The 16,269-nt window shown below is 33.1% G+C and carries 16 protein-coding genes and 1 pseudogene; 12 read left to right on the plus strand and 5 right to left on the minus strand.

What is annotated here, in order from left to right; all coding sequences use genetic code 11:
- Nucleotides 1-165 precede the first annotated feature (165 nt).
- Together ACQVV1_RS00920 and ACQVV1_RS00925 are read left to right on the plus strand one after the other, a co-directional pair.
- Nucleotides 166-1,437, plus strand: coding sequence for an MFS transporter (locus ACQVV1_RS00920; protein ID WP_431168618.1), 1,272 nt, complete (start codon nt 166-168; stop codon nt 1,435-1,437).
- Nucleotides 1,438-1,487: 50 nt separating this feature from the next.
- A pseudogene (locus ACQVV1_RS00925) lies at nt 1,488-2,307 on the plus strand (ABC transporter permease subunit).
- A gap of 44 nt (nt 2,308-2,351) precedes the next feature.
- On the opposite strand, the gene ACQVV1_RS00930 reads toward ACQVV1_RS00925, so the two are convergent.
- Together ACQVV1_RS00930 and ACQVV1_RS00935 are read right to left on the minus strand one after the other, a co-directional pair.
- Nucleotides 2,352-4,052 carry a pyruvate oxidase gene (locus tag ACQVV1_RS00930; protein ID WP_431168446.1) on the minus strand — a complete coding sequence of 567 codons (1,701 nt, stop codon included), beginning with the start codon at nt 4,050-4,052 and terminating at the stop codon, nt 2,352-2,354.
- 81 nt (nt 4,053-4,133) lie between these two features.
- Entirely contained in the window at nt 4,134-4,871 is a 738-nt protein-coding gene (locus tag ACQVV1_RS00935; protein WP_431168447.1) for a ZIP family metal transporter, read from the minus strand.
- A 135-nt stretch (nt 4,872-5,006) separates the two neighbouring features.
- Between ACQVV1_RS00935 and ACQVV1_RS00940 the strand changes: the two genes are divergently transcribed.
- The 4 genes from ACQVV1_RS00940 to ACQVV1_RS00955 all read left to right on the plus strand — a co-directional run bounded on the left by ACQVV1_RS00940 (nt 5,007) and on the right by ACQVV1_RS00955 (nt 7,938).
- The gene (locus tag ACQVV1_RS00940) at nt 5,007-5,795 is read left to right on the plus strand and encodes a class I SAM-dependent methyltransferase (protein WP_242253135.1); all 789 of its coding nucleotides are present in this window, start codon (nt 5,007-5,009) and stop codon (nt 5,793-5,795) included.
- A gap of 48 nt (nt 5,796-5,843) precedes the next feature.
- On the plus strand, nt 5,844-6,473 hold the full coding sequence (locus tag ACQVV1_RS00945) for an immunity protein Imm33 domain-containing protein (protein WP_242253136.1): 630 nt from the start codon (nt 5,844-5,846) through the stop codon (nt 6,471-6,473).
- Nucleotides 6,466-6,999 carry a DUF6843 domain-containing protein gene (locus ACQVV1_RS00950; protein WP_242253137.1) on the plus strand — a complete coding sequence of 178 codons (534 nt, stop codon included), beginning with the start codon at nt 6,466-6,468 and terminating at the stop codon, nt 6,997-6,999. The genes ACQVV1_RS00945 and ACQVV1_RS00950 overlap by 8 nt, the downstream gene beginning before the upstream one ends.
- A gap of 111 nt (nt 7,000-7,110) precedes the next feature.
- On the plus strand, nt 7,111-7,938 hold the full coding sequence (locus ACQVV1_RS00955; protein WP_431168619.1) for an MBL fold metallo-hydrolase: 828 nt from the start codon (nt 7,111-7,113) through the stop codon (nt 7,936-7,938).
- Between the two features lie 158 nt (nt 7,939-8,096).
- On the opposite strand, the gene ACQVV1_RS00960 is transcribed toward ACQVV1_RS00955, so the two are convergent.
- Both ACQVV1_RS00960 and ACQVV1_RS00965 read right to left on the minus strand, forming a co-directional pair.
- Nucleotides 8,097-9,038: a nucleoside hydrolase gene (locus ACQVV1_RS00960; RefSeq protein ID WP_242253547.1), complete on the minus strand. Its 942-nt coding sequence runs from the start codon at nt 9,036-9,038 to the stop codon at nt 8,097-8,099.
- A gap of 15 nt (nt 9,039-9,053) precedes the next feature.
- The gene (locus ACQVV1_RS00965) at nt 9,054-9,656 is read right to left on the minus strand and encodes a DUF2441 domain-containing protein (RefSeq protein WP_098557422.1); all 603 of its coding nucleotides are present in this window, start codon (nt 9,654-9,656) and stop codon (nt 9,054-9,056) included.
- A gap of 202 nt (nt 9,657-9,858) precedes the next feature.
- Between ACQVV1_RS00965 and ACQVV1_RS00970 the strand changes: the two genes are divergently transcribed.
- The 5 genes from ACQVV1_RS00970 (at nt 9,859) to ACQVV1_RS00990 (ending at nt 13,137) form a co-directional block, all read left to right on the plus strand.
- A complete protein-coding gene (locus tag ACQVV1_RS00970) occupies nt 9,859-10,344 on the plus strand; it encodes a DUF2798 domain-containing protein (RefSeq protein WP_431168448.1) in 486 nt (161 codons plus the stop codon).
- A gap of 174 nt (nt 10,345-10,518) precedes the next feature.
- Entirely contained in the window at nt 10,519-10,944 is a 426-nt protein-coding gene (locus tag ACQVV1_RS00975) for a DMT family transporter (protein WP_242253141.1), read from the plus strand.
- A gap of 19 nt (nt 10,945-10,963) precedes the next feature.
- Nucleotides 10,964-11,659: a Crp/Fnr family transcriptional regulator gene (locus ACQVV1_RS00980; RefSeq protein ID WP_431168449.1), complete on the plus strand. Its 696-nt coding sequence runs from the start codon at nt 10,964-10,966 to the stop codon at nt 11,657-11,659.
- 16 nt (nt 11,660-11,675) lie between these two features.
- Entirely contained in the window at nt 11,676-12,146 is a 471-nt protein-coding gene (locus tag ACQVV1_RS00985; protein WP_431168450.1) for a DMT family transporter, read from the plus strand.
- A gap of 583 nt (nt 12,147-12,729) precedes the next feature.
- A complete protein-coding gene (locus ACQVV1_RS00990) occupies nt 12,730-13,137 on the plus strand; it encodes a GNAT family N-acetyltransferase (protein WP_431168451.1) in 408 nt (135 codons plus the stop codon).
- Nucleotides 13,138-13,275: 138 nt separating this feature from the next.
- Here ACQVV1_RS00990 and ACQVV1_RS00995 read toward each other — a convergent pair whose 3' ends face one another.
- Nucleotides 13,276-13,899 carry a TetR/AcrR family transcriptional regulator gene (locus tag ACQVV1_RS00995; RefSeq protein ID WP_431168452.1) on the minus strand — a complete coding sequence of 208 codons (624 nt, stop codon included), beginning with the start codon at nt 13,897-13,899 and terminating at the stop codon, nt 13,276-13,278.
- A gap of 121 nt (nt 13,900-14,020) precedes the next feature.
- Between ACQVV1_RS00995 and ACQVV1_RS01000 the strand changes: the two genes are divergently transcribed.
- On the plus strand, nt 14,021-16,252 hold the full coding sequence (locus ACQVV1_RS01000; RefSeq protein WP_431168453.1) for an MMPL family transporter: 2,232 nt from the start codon (nt 14,021-14,023) through the stop codon (nt 16,250-16,252).
- Nucleotides 16,253-16,269: the final 17 nt, after the last annotated feature.

The raw sequence follows: 16,269 nt of genomic DNA on the forward strand, positions 1-16,269 counted from the left end.
ATATCATTACATGAAGCGAAGTTAAATAAAAAAGACTCTTGTATAGATAACAAGAGTTTTTTTATATTGTTCTTTATACAGAAGGAAAAGATTGGATAATGGTCGAAAAATATAATATAACTTCCGAGAAATGACTAAAGTAATACTATTTTGTCGAGAGAAAGGATACGAGTTATGAAAGAAATGCTACAGTTATTTCGCAACAAAGTGTATGCGCGTTTTTTTCTAGCAAATATTTTAGAACGACTTGGTTCTATGATTGCTGGAATTTCTTTAATGTTTTATTTATTAGATCAATACGGAAAACAACCAGTTTACGCAACGATGACACAAATTATGATTGCATTACCTGCATTAATCTTTTTTCTCTTAGTAGGGACAGTAGTGGACCGTTTTGATAGACAACGTATTTGTACGGTAAGTAACATATGTTGTTCAATCTGTAATATAGGAATCCTAATTTCGCTTTATTACGGGATGATTATACTCGTCTTTCTATTTTTATTTTTAGAAAATGCATGTATACAATTTTTCTCTCCATCAGAACAGTCGATGATACAGGGAGTAGTTGAATCAGACCAATTTGGTGCAGCAGCAGGTATGAATCAAATGGTAAATAGTTTGTATGCTTTGTTTGGAGTAGGTATTGCAACGATGGTGTACTGGACTTTTGGAATTTACGGGAGCATTTTAGTAAATACGCTCACCTTTATTATGAGTGGTATTTTGATTCAAACAATCTCCATTCCAGAAAAAGTTCGTTTACCAAATGGTAGAACAAAATGGAAAGAAGTCAATTTGAAGATGTTAATAACAGAGTTTCAAGATGGGATTAAGTATATATACCAAAATGAAACTTTAAAAAAATTACTACTAGGATTTATCGTATTTGGGCTATTAAATGGCATTTTAAGTGTATCCACTACTTACATATTAAAATACAAACTTGCTCCAGTAACGTATGAAAGTTTAGCAATGATAGGCGGTGTAGTTGGAGGGATTTCATTACTAATAGGAAGTATAGTAGCAACAAGTATAGGTAAGAAATATGCACCAAAACCTATTATTGTATTTGGAATGGCGGGCTCAGGGATCTTCTTTGGTATGTGTTACTTTGTAAATCACGTATGGTCTTTTTATGTATGTATCGCTTTTGCGACTTTCTTTTTACCATTTATTAATGTTGCAATAATGGGCTGGATGTATGAAATTGTAGCAGAGTCATTTATGGGGCGCGTTCAAAGTTTACTTAGTCCATTAACGACAGGATTCCAGCTGTTATCTCTCGGTTCGGTAGCAATGTTATTTCCGAAATGGATTGATGCAGATACATTGTATATCATTTTATTTGGTTTATTATTTTTTGTTACGTGTTTATATCAAGCCATTTTACCTAGTGGGAAGAAGCGAGTGCAAGGGATAGCTGAAGAGATATAATACATCTATTTATTTCAGAATATTCTATTTCATGGTGAGGGGAAATAGTTATGTTGATGCGAACTGTTAAGTGGTGTGGGATTACTTGTTTACAACAATTAGCTACAATCTTATGTATACTGCCTAGGTGCGCTACCGCGTTTATTTAAGGGATTGCAAATTGATTTACTCGGTTTCTGGAACACAATTGTATCTCTTGGAGAGAAGTTACTTCAACCAGGGGAAATAACATATGGGTTTCGAGACTCAAGAAAATTATTTCCACAAATATGGATTCATTATATTGAAACGATGATCGTATTTTTGTCAGCGTTTTTACTATCTTTGTTTATAGCGTATGTACTTGTCGTTTGGGTATTGCAGCGTTCTCATAGGAAGCAAAGAATATGGAATGGGGTTTTTCTCACGCTTGAGAGTATACCGGATATATTACTTATTTTATTGTCACAGCTTCTTGTCGTAATTATGTTTCAAAAAACAGGATTTATGCCAGTCAAACTGGCTGGATTAGGGGAAGAAAGGATACGTTTGTTACCGATTATATGTCTTACAATACCAACAACATTATTGTTTATTAAACTTTTGTTATTACGGTTTAAAGAAGAATTAGAGAAAGATTATAGTTTGTTTGCCAAGGGTAAAGGGCTAAGTTTACGGCAATTAACTACACACACATGGATAGTACTTATACCAATCGCTTTCTATAGTATGACGATCTTGTCAGGGAATCTAATCAGTAATAGCATGCAAGATGCGATTAAACTAGGCAATGTAAGAATACCTAAGAGTAAGGATACAGAAATGAAGGAAGAGAAAAAAGTACCATCTACTGTGAATGATTTTTCTTTCTATAGAGAGATACAAAAATAAAGAAAGATAGCTGAAGACAAATTGTTTTCAGCTATCTTTTTTGTTTATAGTGGAGGTAAATCAATTTTACCTTCTTCAAATAATTCTTTTATCATATGTTTCGTATAACCAGCTGCTTGACCAAATGTGATTTTTGCTGGCATTGGTGCTTCGTTTGCATCTACAACTACATCGATAATACAAGGTTTATTTTGTTTTACCGCGTTTTCAAAAGCTGGGAGTAATTCATCTATATGTTCAACACGGTATCCGATACCGCCGCACGCCTCTGCGTATTTTGCGAAATCAGGGTTCGTTAGGTCTGTTCCGAATTCGATATTACCCATAACTTCTTGTTCGAATTTAATCATGGCAATCTTATTATTATTTAATACGATGACCACGATGGGCAGTCTATATTTAACAGCTGTTACAAAGTCGTTCATTGTCATTCCAAAACCACCGTCACCACAAACTGCAAATACTTGTTTATCCGGGAAAGCAATTTTTCCAGCAAGTGCACCAGGTAAACCGCAGCCAAGAGTTGCGAGCCAGCTAGAAATGATAAATTGCTGGTTTGTCATACGGAAGTGCCTTGCAGTCCATACTGTTACATTTCCGACATCGACTGATAATATTGCATCATCATGAGCTACTTGTTGCAGTGCATGCATAACGCGTTGTGGTTTAATTGGAGTAGAGGAATCGTCTTCTTGATTGTGTAATTTATCTTCCCATTTTTTCATCATTTCTTGATGATCTTCTAAGAAGGAATGGTCTGTGTGTTTTTTAACATTTTCAATTAACCATCTTAATGTTTTATCAGCATCACCAGCTAAGCCGATATCTGTTGCATAACGTTTCCCGATTTGGGCAGGATCTGTATCAATATGAATTGTTTTTGCTTTTTCAGGCAAGAAACCGGTAAACGGATAAGAAGTACCAACCATAATTAAAGTATCTGCATGTTTCATTGCTTCATAAGATGGTTTCGTTCCGATTAATCCTAATCCACCAATACAAAGAGGGTGTTCATCAGGAATAACGCCTTTAGCTGGTAATGTAAGTACGATTGGAGCACCAATATGTTCTGCAAATGCAAGTAAAGATTCTCTCGCATGTTTTGCCCCTTTTCCAGCTAAAATAACAGGTTTTGTCGCTTCATTTATTGCGAGTTTTGCTGCATCTAAATCATTATTTTGCGGAAATAACTCAGGTAAAGTAAAAGAAGTGTTTGTAACACGAGCACCATTTTTCGCTTCAAATTTTGGAACATCATCTGGAATCGTAAGAACAGATACACCTTTTTTCGTATAAGCCATTCGAATTGCTTGATTCACGACAGCAGGTAGTTGTTCTGCTGACATAATGCGCTGGTTATAAACCGCGACATCATCGAACATTCTTTCCAAGTTTACTTCTTGGAAAAAATCCGTTCCGAGTAAATCAGTTTCTACTTGACCTGAAATTGCTAGCACAGGAGCCTTATCGAGTTTCGCATCATATAAACCGTTTAATAAATGAATAGCTCCAGGTCCTGCAATTGCCATACAAACGCCGAGTTTTCCAGTTAACTTAGCATAGGCAGCTGCTGCAAGTGCTCCAGCTTCTTCATGGCGGACTTGAATAAATTTGATCTTATCTTGTTTTTTTCTTAAGGCTTCAATGATAGAATTGATGGAATCACCAGGCATACCGTATATATGTTCTACTCCCCAGTCAATTAATAAATCAACTAATGCTTCACCGGCTGTTTTCCCAAACATAATTTTTCCTCCTTATAATAGGTAGATAACATTATGTTTTGGAGAAAAAGGAAAAATATACAATTGATAATATTTTTAGCTTTAATGATGACCAGTGAATAGTGTAAATACTGTTATTAGTAAAAATCCACAAGTTGCCCATGTTAGAAATGAAAGGAAGGAGAGCTGTTTCTTAGCTTTCCAAAGCATTTCATGAATTGTTACATAGCCAAGTGAACCGATAGCACTTCCCATAATAAGCCCTTGTAAATGTAGAGCTTTTCCTTCCATCAAAATGCCAAAAACCGTCCCAGTACCGAGAATAAGGGAAAGTAATAAAGTTGTTAATAAAAAGGAAATATATTTATGCTTTGTAAAGAGAAAGGGGATAATTAATGCTAATCCTTCAGGAATATGGTGAACGACGATTGCTATTAAAAAAGGTATGGCAGAGTCAGCATGATTAATAAAAGCAGTACCTAAAGCAAATCCACTCGGCAAATTATGAATAAATATAGCGAGAGAGAGAAAAAGGAAAGTTTGCCAAGCTTGTTGATCTTTTTTATGTATCATTGGATGATGACAATAGTTATCTAATAAGCTCATAACTAAAATACCGATAGCTATACCAAGTATAGGCCCAATTATTTCATAGCTTGAAAATGTTTCAGGAATAATTTCAAGGGATAAAAGCCCAAGTAAAATCCCCCCACATAATGCGTATAAACGATGCATCTTTTCTTCAATTAACTGGCGCGTAGCAATGCCAATCGCACCGCCTAATAGTAATCCGCCAAATGAAAAAAACGTAACAATCATTGGAATCCATAATCGTTCCACAGTATCACACTCCGATTCTTTCACTTGTTTTTAGCTTACGAAAAGGGAAGTTAGATTAGTCCAAGTAATTGTGTTTGATTATAGAGAAAAAACTAACAATTCGTTGTAATTTATATATTGAATTTAAGTGGAAATATGAAATGGGGAATAAGTTTGCAAACAAAATGGAGTCTATCTGAATATGAAAATCCAAAACGATATGATGTAGAAAATAAAAGTTTGTCAGATTTTCCGTTCTTACTATCATGGGCGAAAAAACTAAGTATACAAAATGAATGGATTTTAGATATTGCCTGCGGGACAGGAAGGGTTACAATTCCATTTATAGAAAACGGATATCAAATGATTGGTGTAGATATACATGAAGGCATGCTTGCTGAAGCAAAGAAAAAATCTACGGATTGTAAGAAGGTCAAATGGCTACAACAAGACTGCTTACAATTGAAGATTGAAGAAACGATTCCGTTAGCATTTATGGTAGGACACGGGTTCCAGCATTTTCTCACGAATATAGATCAAAATCAGTTATTAACATTTATTCATCACGTATTAGCTGAAAATGGTATATTTATATTCGATACACGTTTTCCTTCAAAAGAAGAATTAATACAACCATCTACAGAAGAATATTGGACAACTGTTAGTGATGAAAAGGGAAGAAAATATAATCTATATACTGAAATGACATATGATTCAATTCAGCAAATACAGCACTACATAACAACAAGAAGGTTTTATGAGGACGATGTACTAGTAGAGGAACTGAAAACAACGATAGATCTTCGCTATACGTATCCGCAGGAGTTAGAAAGATTATTAGTAGCGAATGGTTTTGAATTATTACATATATATAATGATTGGGAAGGAAATGAGTTAGGGGAAGATTGTTATTCAATGGTAGTAGTTTGCCGGAAGAAAAAATAGTGTTATTTAAAAAATATGAGTGTAAAAAGTTTTTGAGGAGAGAAAAATATGTCTTGGTACTTAGATAATGTTTATGAATTAAATAAAGGAGCACCATATACATTTTACCTTCCTAGCTCAGAAGTGTTGGAGAAATTAAAGATTGGAGATTTGGTAAAGTTAATTTTTGTAACTAAAAATGGGGAAGAAGATGGGTTTAATGATGAAAGAATGTGGGTAGAAATCACTGAAAGAAATGAGAAGAAGTTTGAAGGGGAACTGAGCAATGAACCATATCGATTAGATTTAAAAATAGGTGATAACATTTCATTTGGAATCGAAAATATATGTGATACGGAATATCATGATCCAGCTTCAAAAGATTGGGATTTTTATTTTGATACGAAGGTAATTGTTAGTAATGATGTACTTGAAAAAAGAGAATTTAACTTTATGCTTAAAGAGGATTCAAGAGAAGATGGTGATTCGGGTTGGTCAATATTAAGTGGCTATGAAAGTGATGACTATGTAAATGATCCTAAAAACTTTCAAATTATTTCAATTGGAGTCATATTGAATATAGATGATTCTATTTTGAAATTTCTCGAGGAACCACCGTTATGTGCATATGAAAGAAATGATAAAGGTAGATTCTATAAGATTGAAGATTATGATTGGGATGCGTATTTAAATGGATAAAAGAGGTTACTACGTTTTAAAGAGAAGTACATTTTGTTTCGGAATCATATTAACGTTATTTTTAAGTGGATGTACCAGTTTTGGTAAAGAAACGACAGATACAATATACGTAATTCCTGAAGGATACGAAGGTGATTTAATTGTACTATATAACGTACCTGGTGCGGAGACGTTACAGGAAGAAGATGGATTTAGTGTTGTCATTTTCTCAGCTGACGGTACTGCTATTACAGCTACAAAAGATATGAAATATGGTACAGTAAATGATTTATATTACACAGTAAATAAAGAAGGGAAGCGTACGAAGCTTGATTCTAGCTGTATACGCCTTGCTTCAACTGGAAGTAGAACTGAAGATTCTTGGGAATACCCACTTGTAAACTTAGAGGTAACTCATAAATCATGTTCTCAAGAATTTTCAGCTAATGGTAGAGAGGTACCAGAGAACCAAGAGCACCCTTCTGAAAAGAAGATGAGAGATTTAATGCAGCGTGTACAAGAACAGTATATGAATAAAGTGAAATAGTTAGTATGTTAGATGCTAGAAATTTACAAGTAGTATAAATTGAAGAGAATAGCAGTAAATGGAGGAACTAATTATGCAGCAAATAAAAAAATAGGAAACTCGTTTTGGCATATGACACCAGTTTCTGAAACAGATAGACCTATATTGGGAATGGTCGTTGGACAAGAAAAAACGTTAATGATTGATGCAGGGAATTCAGAAGAACATGCACAATTGTTTTTAGAAATGTTAAAAGAACAAAATGTATCGAATCCTGATTTTGTAGCACTAACGCATTGGCACTGGGATCATATTTTTGGATTATCTGTACTACAGAATGCATTAACTATTGCGCATACTGAAACGAAAAAAGAAATGCAGTCACTAGTATCTTATGAATGGACAGATGAAGCATTGGACGCACGCGTAAAAGAAGGTACTGAAATTGAATTTTGTGCGGATTGCATAAAAAAAGAGTTTAGCAAGAAAGCGAGAAATATTAAAATTATTCCTCCGACCTTAACGTTTCAGAATCAACTTGAATTAGATCTTGGTGAAGTGACATGCGTATTAAAACATGTGGGGGGAGATCATGCACATGATTCAGTTGTTATGTATATAAAAGAAGAAAAGATATTGTTTTTAGGAGACTGTATATATGCAGATATTTTTTCTTCGAAGTGGAACTATACGACGAAAAGAACTTTTAAATTAATAGAGGAATTAGAGAAATTCGATGCTGAAACTTATATTCTTTCTCATGGGGAAGCAATAGATCGGGCTAAATTTTTACAAGAAATTCATTTGCTAAAAACAATAGGAGCTTATACAGAAGCTCATAAAGGCGATGAAGAGAAGATAAAGAAAGCGTATAAACAAGAGCTAGATAGAGAATTAAATGAAGATGAGTTAGAAACAATAACGTTTTTTGTAAATGGTTATGAACTGAGTAAACTGTAAAACACAATTTTTATCAAATAGCATGAAACTGTACAAAAAGAGTATTGAAAGTTAATTCAATGCTCTTTTTTAACAATAAGTTCCAACCAATTTCTAATTTTTTACTGGCCCATCATTTGAAGTTATATCATTTTTTTATTTTTCGTATAGATAGGCTTTTAAGTAGAGGCTTTTTTTGCTAACCCAGTTATATAGTCGAAAAAACCATTGTGGTTTACATCATATACTACATTAACTGGTCGGCCATCAGCTGTTTCCACTGTACGTCCTTGGCTAGGTCCGTATGTATAAACAATACTATTAATCGTTTGTACTTTTGCTAGATCAGCTTTCCCAACAAATGCAGCAGTTAATACATCCCACAAATAGTAGGTAGAGTTCTTTGGAAAGTGAACAAGAGGGGGAACAATTGCATAACATTGACCAAGGAAATCAATACCGATATACTTTCGATCTTTTGCCCACTGTTCACGTATGTCTACAGTTAGGGGAACTTGGTTTGTACTTTCTAGAGTTACTAAGTCGATTTCTATATTTGCTTCCCATACGCGAGCTACTGCTTCAGGGTCCCAAAACGAATTCCATTCGGCTGTTCCATCATGTTCAGGTTCATGTACATTGCCTGCAGTACGAAATGTACCACCCATCCAAACTAAACGTTTAATTTTATTTTCGATTATAGGTGCTTCATATAGTGCACGGGCTAAATCGGTAAGAGGACCTGTAAATAATAAAGTTGTTTTCTCTTCAGTTTGTAGAAGAGCCTCAATTAAATGATGATGCGCAGGTTTTGCTGCTACGGGTGTTACAACTTTTCCAGACTCATTTAAAATGGGTAAAGCATCTACATAAAATGCATGCATCCGCCAGTCTTTTGGAAATGGATTTTTTCCACGAGAATTAGACGCTGCTACTTCAATATTACCTTTGCCGAAGCGATCAATAATTTTTCGACTTGCCGACACTGCTGGTTCTAAATAGCAATCTGCAGGGATAACTGAAACACCTGTAAGGTCGACATTATCCATCTGGAGTAATAAAAACAGTGAAACTAAATCATCTACACCGCCATCATGATTGAAGTACACTTTTTTCATCATTGTAATCTCCATTCTCTAATATTTAACTTTGGAAAAATCATTGTTAATTTCCACTACTTCAATTTTCCCATTAATCAATAGCTCAGGTAATTCGCTTTTGCTATTTCCTTTCCAATACTCTCTAGCTTGTTCAATTTTTTGAGAAAAAGGAATGCCATCTTCTTTCGGTAAAAGGTTTCCGTCACCTTCGAAATGATTTCCAATTACTCGTAGTTTAACAATCTGCAACACTTCTCGATTGTAAGAATCAAACAATGCTTTCCATTTCAACGCATCATCATAGCTTTTAGCAGCATATAAACAAGATAGTCTTGAAGGATAATTAGGATATTCTTGCAACCTAACCATTTCTACAATCGTTTCCCTAACTGCTCTAATTGTTTGATCTATATAATTCATAACGACTTGAGCATTTTCATTATTTATATGCAATTCTTCATTTTTATAGTGATTATTTATAATTTTCATGCCATCTTCACCACTAGCATTTAATTGTTCTTTTTCAAAAAAGAAGTGATATAGAGTATTATGTTGATTTTTGTTAAAATGAATGATTTGTCCGATATTCATTTTTCTCCTTGTTACGATGTGATATGCGTAAAATTCTGCTTCATTCATGGTTATCCTCCTAGTAATAATGTAATGCAATGTTAAATTTAGTAATTCAACATCGCGATATATATAACCTTTATAAGTAAAAGTGAGAATTAGAGTAGAAATATATGAAAGCGGTTTAAAATTGTTCACAAAATGTTCACTTACGAAGAGGTTTCCATAATCGATATAATGACAAAGACTTAAACAGAAAGGATGATAGAAATTGCCAACAACAAGAAAGGAAAACCTCCAATTTGGTATGATGATGTGCCTTGGGATGGTTATTGTAATGACGTTTTATAATGTATTACTGAATGGAGCAGGGGGACCAATTCATATTAAGGAGATCGCATTAGAACTAATAATTGGATTCATTATTGCATTATTAATTGAAATATGTATTGTTGGACCTTGTGCGAAAAAACTTGTATTCATGTTACCGTTTGATAAATCGAAAAAAGTAAATATTATTATTGCGATGGCGACAGCTATGGTTATTGGAATGGTTTTCTTTATGTCTTTTTACGGAATGGCTATGATGTATTTGCATAATGGGTTACATAGTGAATCATTCGTTTCAATGTATTTCTCGATTTTTATTAAAAACTTCATTATGGCGTATCCATTGCAATTAATTATTATGGGTCCGCTTGTGCGTTTTTTATTTGGAAAGTTTGTTTTGAAGAATAAATCTGTTAATGTAGCGTAATTATAATTATTAAAATTATATATATTAATCAAAAAACACACCTCAAATATTTTGAGGTGTGTTTTTTGATGGTCATTTGTAGTTATTTTCATACTGATGTGACATTTGTCCTTTTGCTTATATAGGATTATAGCTTTTAATTAAGTCAGAAATAGAAGATTAGGAGATGATTTTTTGAAAGGCATTGTATTTGCTGTATTTGCTGGCGTATTTATTACACTTCAAGGCACATTTAATGCGAAACTTAGTTCACATATTGGTATATGGTCGACAAGTATTATTACGCATTTAATTGGATTCATTATTGCAACAACAATATTTTTGTTAAAGAAAGAAGAGAAAATAGCGGATTTGAAGGATGTGAAAAAAATATATTTAGTAGCTGGTGCACTTGGTGGGTTAATTATTTGTGCAGAAACAATAGCGATACATGCAATGGGAGTTACATTAACAGCTGGAACACTTATGGTTGCGCAATTGTTAACAGCAACTTTTATTGAGCTGAAAGGATTATTTCAAATAAAAAAGATACAGATGGAGAGATATCATATTGTGGGAACAATAGTAATGATGTTAGGAATCGTTGTATTTAATATGTAAATGAAAGGAGGAAATGAAAGTGGAGAATAGATCAGATTTAATTATTCATTATTTGAAAACCAATAAAAAGCTCGAGTTTTTTTCAGAAATAGATACAGCTTATTTTCAATTAAATCATTTTGAAAAAGGCGAGCTTATTTGTAATATAGATGATGAAATGGATCGTTTATACTTTGTTGTTAAAGGTAAAGTAAAAGTTTATACGATTACACCAGAAGGAAAAAAACTGATCCTTCGTTTTATCAATCCATTGGCGGTTGTTGGTGATATTGAATTCATACAAAATAGCAAAGCGCATAATGCCGTTGAAGCTTGTTCAAAAGTTGTAGCAATCTCCATTTCTCATACGGTTATTAGAAATAAGTTATTACAAAATCCTAAATTAATGAATTTCTTACTTGAAAACATTGCGAACACATTAAAAATATCGACTCGTTTTACAGCTCTTAATTTACTTTATCCAGTAGAAGTACGTGTAGCTAGTTATTTGCTTTCAATTTCAACAGATAGTAACGGGAATATGTATAGAGACGATTTGGATGCAACTTCGGTATCAAGTATTGCGGACTTTATAGGAGTAAGTTATAGGCACGTCATTCGGGTGTTACAAAAATTTTATAAAGAAAAATTAATTGAAAAGAAAAATGGAGTTATTGTAATTAAAGATTTATTTAGAATGAAGGAAGTTGCTAAAAATAATATATATGAGCAATGAAAAGAGGAGAGGGAATATGATTGGATTTAGTTTAGCTATATTAGCTGGAGTATTAATTAGCTTACAATCTGTTTTTAATACGAAAGTAAATGAAAACATAGGGCAGTGGTTAACAACTGCATGTGTTCTTGGAATAGGTTTCATAAGTTCTATTCTATTTTATATCATTACAGAAAACAGTATTAGCATTAAAGTGTATACTACAAATTATTTGTTTTATGTAAGTGGATTGTTTGGCATCGGATTAATTATTTGTATAATGGGTGCAATAAAGAGTTTAGGTCCAGCGTATACGGTGCTAATTAGCCTTATTACTCAATTAGTTGTTGCTCTATGTATTGATACATTTGGATTATTTGGAATAGAGAGGGTTCCCTTGCAAATAAATAAATTAATTGGAATTACTCTATTAATTGTAGGAGTAGGAATTTTTAAAAATCTATTTTCGAATAAGAAAGATATTAATATAAATAAGGATAGAGCTTAAATAAATTACAGGGAGAGTTGTAAATGATTAGAGAAGTAGTAGTGAATGCTCTTTTTGTGAAGATGTTACATTTATTTGAGGAAATCGTCAGTTAACAATTAGCATAGTTGAAAAATAAGTAAAGAAGCCATAGATAAATTGTGATCTTTTATATAGCGCTTATTATTTTGAAGTTATGTGCACTATCGTAGTAGGAGAAGTGCCTATAAAGTAGGGTATGATTAAAATTAAATATTACCTAGTATATTTAACTAATGAATACAATGTCTTTTTCAGTTATTATGTTGTAAATAATTTTATGGTAAAATCTTTAACATAATGAAATAAAGGGGTAGTATTCTATGGGTTATTTCTCAAATAGTTTATTAGTTTTGTTTGTCCTGATCGTCTGTAGCTGTATGATTTTTGGTTAATAATATAATGATGGATTTATATAAAAGAAGTTAACTGAGGATAGGTTAACTTCTTTTTATTTTAAGTTGAGAAGGAATAATATTGTTCTTATGGAAGTTTGTATAAATTAATTTCATAGTAAAGATAATTTTATGAAATAAAAACAAACGAGAAAATAAGGAGTATTTACATGAATAATAGTATAAATTACACAATTAAACACCCAACAAATTTCAATGGATTATTAACTGTATATGAATCTTTAGGATGGAATTCTCTTCAATTAACGGTTAACGAATTAGAACAAATGTGTAAACAAAGTTGGTATGCAATATATGCTTTTAAAGAGCAACAATTAATAGGGATGGGGCGTATTATATCAGATGGTGTAATAACTGGTGTTATTTGCGGGGTATGTGTATTACCAGAGTATCAGTCCATTGGAATTGGAAAAGAAATAGTAGAACGATTAATCCGGCACTGTGAACAAAACAAGGTCATTCCTCAACTTATGTGTGTAGAAACATTGCAATCTTACTATGAAACTATCGGATTTGAAGCATTCTCGATTGGGATGACAAAACATATTAAAAGATAGCGGTATTAGAAAGGAGAATAAATTTATGGAGATTGCTAACTGTGTGGAAGTATAATCTAATTACTAGTATAAAAATAAATTATAAAAGAGTATGTTTGAAAAAAATTCAAACATACTCTTTTATTAAAGGAAATCTATTTAATATGAATGACCTAACCCGTTCCAATAGAAAGTAACGATTTCTTGTGCTAATTCATCTATATTTGCAAGAATATGATTGTGATTTTCATCTTTAAAATTCCCAATTGATAATAAAGATACGAAAGCATGAGCAGCAAATTTAGCGTTTCCTTTAGGGATTTCTCCAAGTTCCATCGCTTTATCGAGTACTTTTTCTAACACTTCATACATGCTATCTTCAGCATTTTTTAATTCCTTCAATTGTTCTTCAGATAAAGATAGTTTTGCATCTTTCATAAAATTTTTCATATCGATATCCATTGTGGCATGTAAGTAGACTTTAGCAAAGTTTAATAATCTCTCTTCTAAAGTATTGTTTGTAGAGAGTATTTGTGACATATTCTCACGTATACGCACCATCATCTGGATCATAGTAGCGGTAAATAAATCGGCTTTTGTTGAAAAGTAATAGTAGACGGTTGCTTTCGTAACACCACAAACTTTTGCGACCTCATCCATGGAAACGACTTGATAATTTTGAGTAAGAAATAATCGTGTTGCAACTTCTAAAATGGTTTCTTTTGTAGATTTTGTATTTTTATTTTGACGAGGCCTTCCGAGAGGACGTTGTTTTTGTTCCAAATCTATTCGCTCCTGACATGTATTCTTGAAATAATTATAACATAATTTTTAATCATTCTTGATTAATTAACCGACCAGTATATATAATTAATAGTGGAGGAAAAAAGGAAGGTGGGTTTTTATGAAAAAGCACCCGTTACATATGTTAGGGAAGCTTGTAGCAGGGAAGAATACGCAATGGATAACTTTATCGGTTTGGATTCTTATTACATTATTACTTTCATTTACGTTACCACAAGTAAATAGTACGAAAGAACCGAATCCGAAAAATTTACCTGAAACAGCTATGTCACAGCAAGCGGAAGCACTTATGAAAAAAGAGTTTCCGAATAATGCAGGAAATCCGTTGTTAGTAGTATGGCATAGAGATGGTGGATTACAGTCAAAGGATTATAAACTCATACAAGACGTTTATAAAGAATTAAAAACCAGTCCTTTAAAAGAACAATCAACATTACCGCCATTTGATACAATCCCGGAACAAGCATTATCAAAAAGTGCATCAAAAGATGGTACATCATTTGTTACACCAGTATTCTTTAATAAGACAGCTGGAACAGATATATTAAAAGGAAATCTTGAAGATTTAAGAAACATAGTGAATAGTAAGATCGATGAGGATCCATTCAAACGAAAAATTAGTGACTCGGGTTTACATGTTCGGTTATCTGGACCAGTAGGTATTCAAGCGGATGCAGTTAGCTTATTTAGTCAAGCTGATGTGAAGTTATTAGTTGCTACTGTACTACTAGTATTAGTCTTATTAATTTTACTTTATCGTTCACCAATTTTAGCAATTTTACCTTTACTTGTTGTAGGTTTTGCATACGGTATTATTAGTCCTACACTTGGATTTTTAGCTGATCACGGATGGATTAAAGTAGATGCCCAAGCGATTTCAATTATGACAGTTTTATTATTTGGTGCTGGAACGGACTATTGTTTATTTTTAATTTCGAGATATAGAGAGTACTTACTAGAGGAAGAAAGTAAATATAAGGCGCTACAACTTGCGATTAAAGCATCTGGTGGGGCAATTATAATGAGTGCATTAACGGTAGTACTTGGATTAGGAACATTACTACTTGCTCATTATGGTGCCTTTCATCGATTTGCAGTACCATTTAGTGTTGCAGTATTCATAATGGGAATCGCTGCTTTAACAATTCTTCCTGCGTTTTTATTAATCTTTGGCAGAGTTGCGTTCTTCCCGTTTATACCGAGAACAACTTCAATGAATGAGGAGTTTGCAAGAAAGAAAAAGAAAGTAGTAAAGGTTAAAAAATCAAAAGATGCCTTTAGTAAAAAACTTGGTGATGTTGTAGTCCGAAGACCGTGGACAATAATTATGCTAACTGTGTTTGTATTAGGCGGATTGGCTTCATTTGTACCACGTATTCAATACACATATGACCTATTAGAATCGTTTCCAAAAGATATGCCTTCCCGTGAAGGGTTTACGTTAATTAGTGATCATTTTTCAGCTGGTGAACTAGCGCCAGTAAAAGTTGTTGTTGATACGAAAGGAAAAGAGCTTCCTATTAAACAAGAACTAGAGAAATTTTCTTTTGTTAATACAGTGAAGGAGTCAAAAGAAGGTAAAGAAAATAAGCAAATACAAATGTATGAGGTTTCTTTAGCAGAAAATCCATACTCAATTGAAGCATTAGATCAAATTCCTAAATTGAAAAGTAGTGTAGAAAAAGTATTAAAAGATGCTGGGATTAGTAATGCTAAAGATCAATTATGGATTGGTGGAGAAACGGCATCATTATATGATACAAAGCAAATTACGGAACGTGATGAAGCTGTTATTATTCCAGTAATGATTAGTATCATAGCTTTACTATTACTTGTTTACTTGCGATCAATTGTTGCGATGATTTATTTAATTGTAACTGTTGTCTTATCATTCTTCTCTGCATTAGGAGCAGGGTGGCTATTACTTCATTATGGTATGGGAGCGCCGGCCATTCAAGGTGCAATACCGTTATATGCATTTGTATTTTTAGTTGCTTTAGGTGAAGATTATAATATCTTTATGGTTTCTGAAATATGGAAAAACAGAAAGACACAAAATCATTTGGATGCAGTAAGAAATGGTGTAATACAAACAGGTAGTGTCATTACTTCAGCAGGTTTAATTTTAGCAGGAACTTTTGCAGTGTTAGGAACACTTCCAATTCAAGTGCTCGTTCAATTTGGTATTGTAACAGCAATTGGAGTATTACTTGATACGTTTATTGTTAGGCCATTACTAGTACCGGCAATTACAGTTGTTTTAGGTCGCTTTGCTTTTTGGCCAGGGAAACTTTCGAGAAAGAGAGAAGAAGTACAAAAAGTGGATGCATAATATAGAAAAGCCGAGGG

This window comes from Bacillus basilensis (assembly GCF_050630465.1).
Classification (GTDB): domain Bacteria; phylum Bacillota; class Bacilli; order Bacillales; family Bacillaceae_G; genus Bacillus_A; species Bacillus_A basilensis.

Bases quoted from the DNA above. Each gene is read 5' to 3' on its own strand.
- ACQVV1_RS00930 (WP_431168446.1), bottom strand. From the start codon at position 4,052: ATGTTTGGGAAAACAGCCGGTGAAGCATTAGTTGATTTATTAATTGAC.
- ACQVV1_RS00940 (WP_242253135.1), top strand. From the start codon at position 5,007: ATGAAATGGGGAATAAGTTTGCAAACAAAATGGAGTCTATCTGAATAT.
- ACQVV1_RS00945 (WP_242253136.1), top strand. From the start codon at position 5,844: ATGTCTTGGTACTTAGATAATGTTTATGAATTAAATAAAGGAGCACCA.
- ACQVV1_RS00950 (WP_242253137.1), top strand. From the start codon at position 6,466: ATGGATAAAAGAGGTTACTACGTTTTAAAGAGAAGTACATTTTGTTTC.
- ACQVV1_RS00955 (WP_431168619.1), top strand. From the start codon at position 7,111: ATGACACCAGTTTCTGAAACAGATAGACCTATATTGGGAATGGTCGTT.
- ACQVV1_RS00960 (WP_242253547.1), bottom strand. From the start codon at position 9,038: ATGATGAAAAAAGTGTACTTCAATCATGATGGCGGTGTAGATGATTTA.
- ACQVV1_RS00965 (WP_098557422.1), bottom strand. From the start codon at position 9,656: ATGAATGAAGCAGAATTTTACGCATATCACATCGTAACAAGGAGAAAA.
- ACQVV1_RS00985 (WP_431168450.1), top strand. From the start codon at position 11,676: ATGATTGGATTTAGTTTAGCTATATTAGCTGGAGTATTAATTAGCTTA.
- ACQVV1_RS00990 (WP_431168451.1), top strand. From the start codon at position 12,730: ATGAATAATAGTATAAATTACACAATTAAACACCCAACAAATTTCAAT.
- ACQVV1_RS01000 (WP_431168453.1), top strand. From the start codon at position 14,021: ATGAAAAAGCACCCGTTACATATGTTAGGGAAGCTTGTAGCAGGGAAG.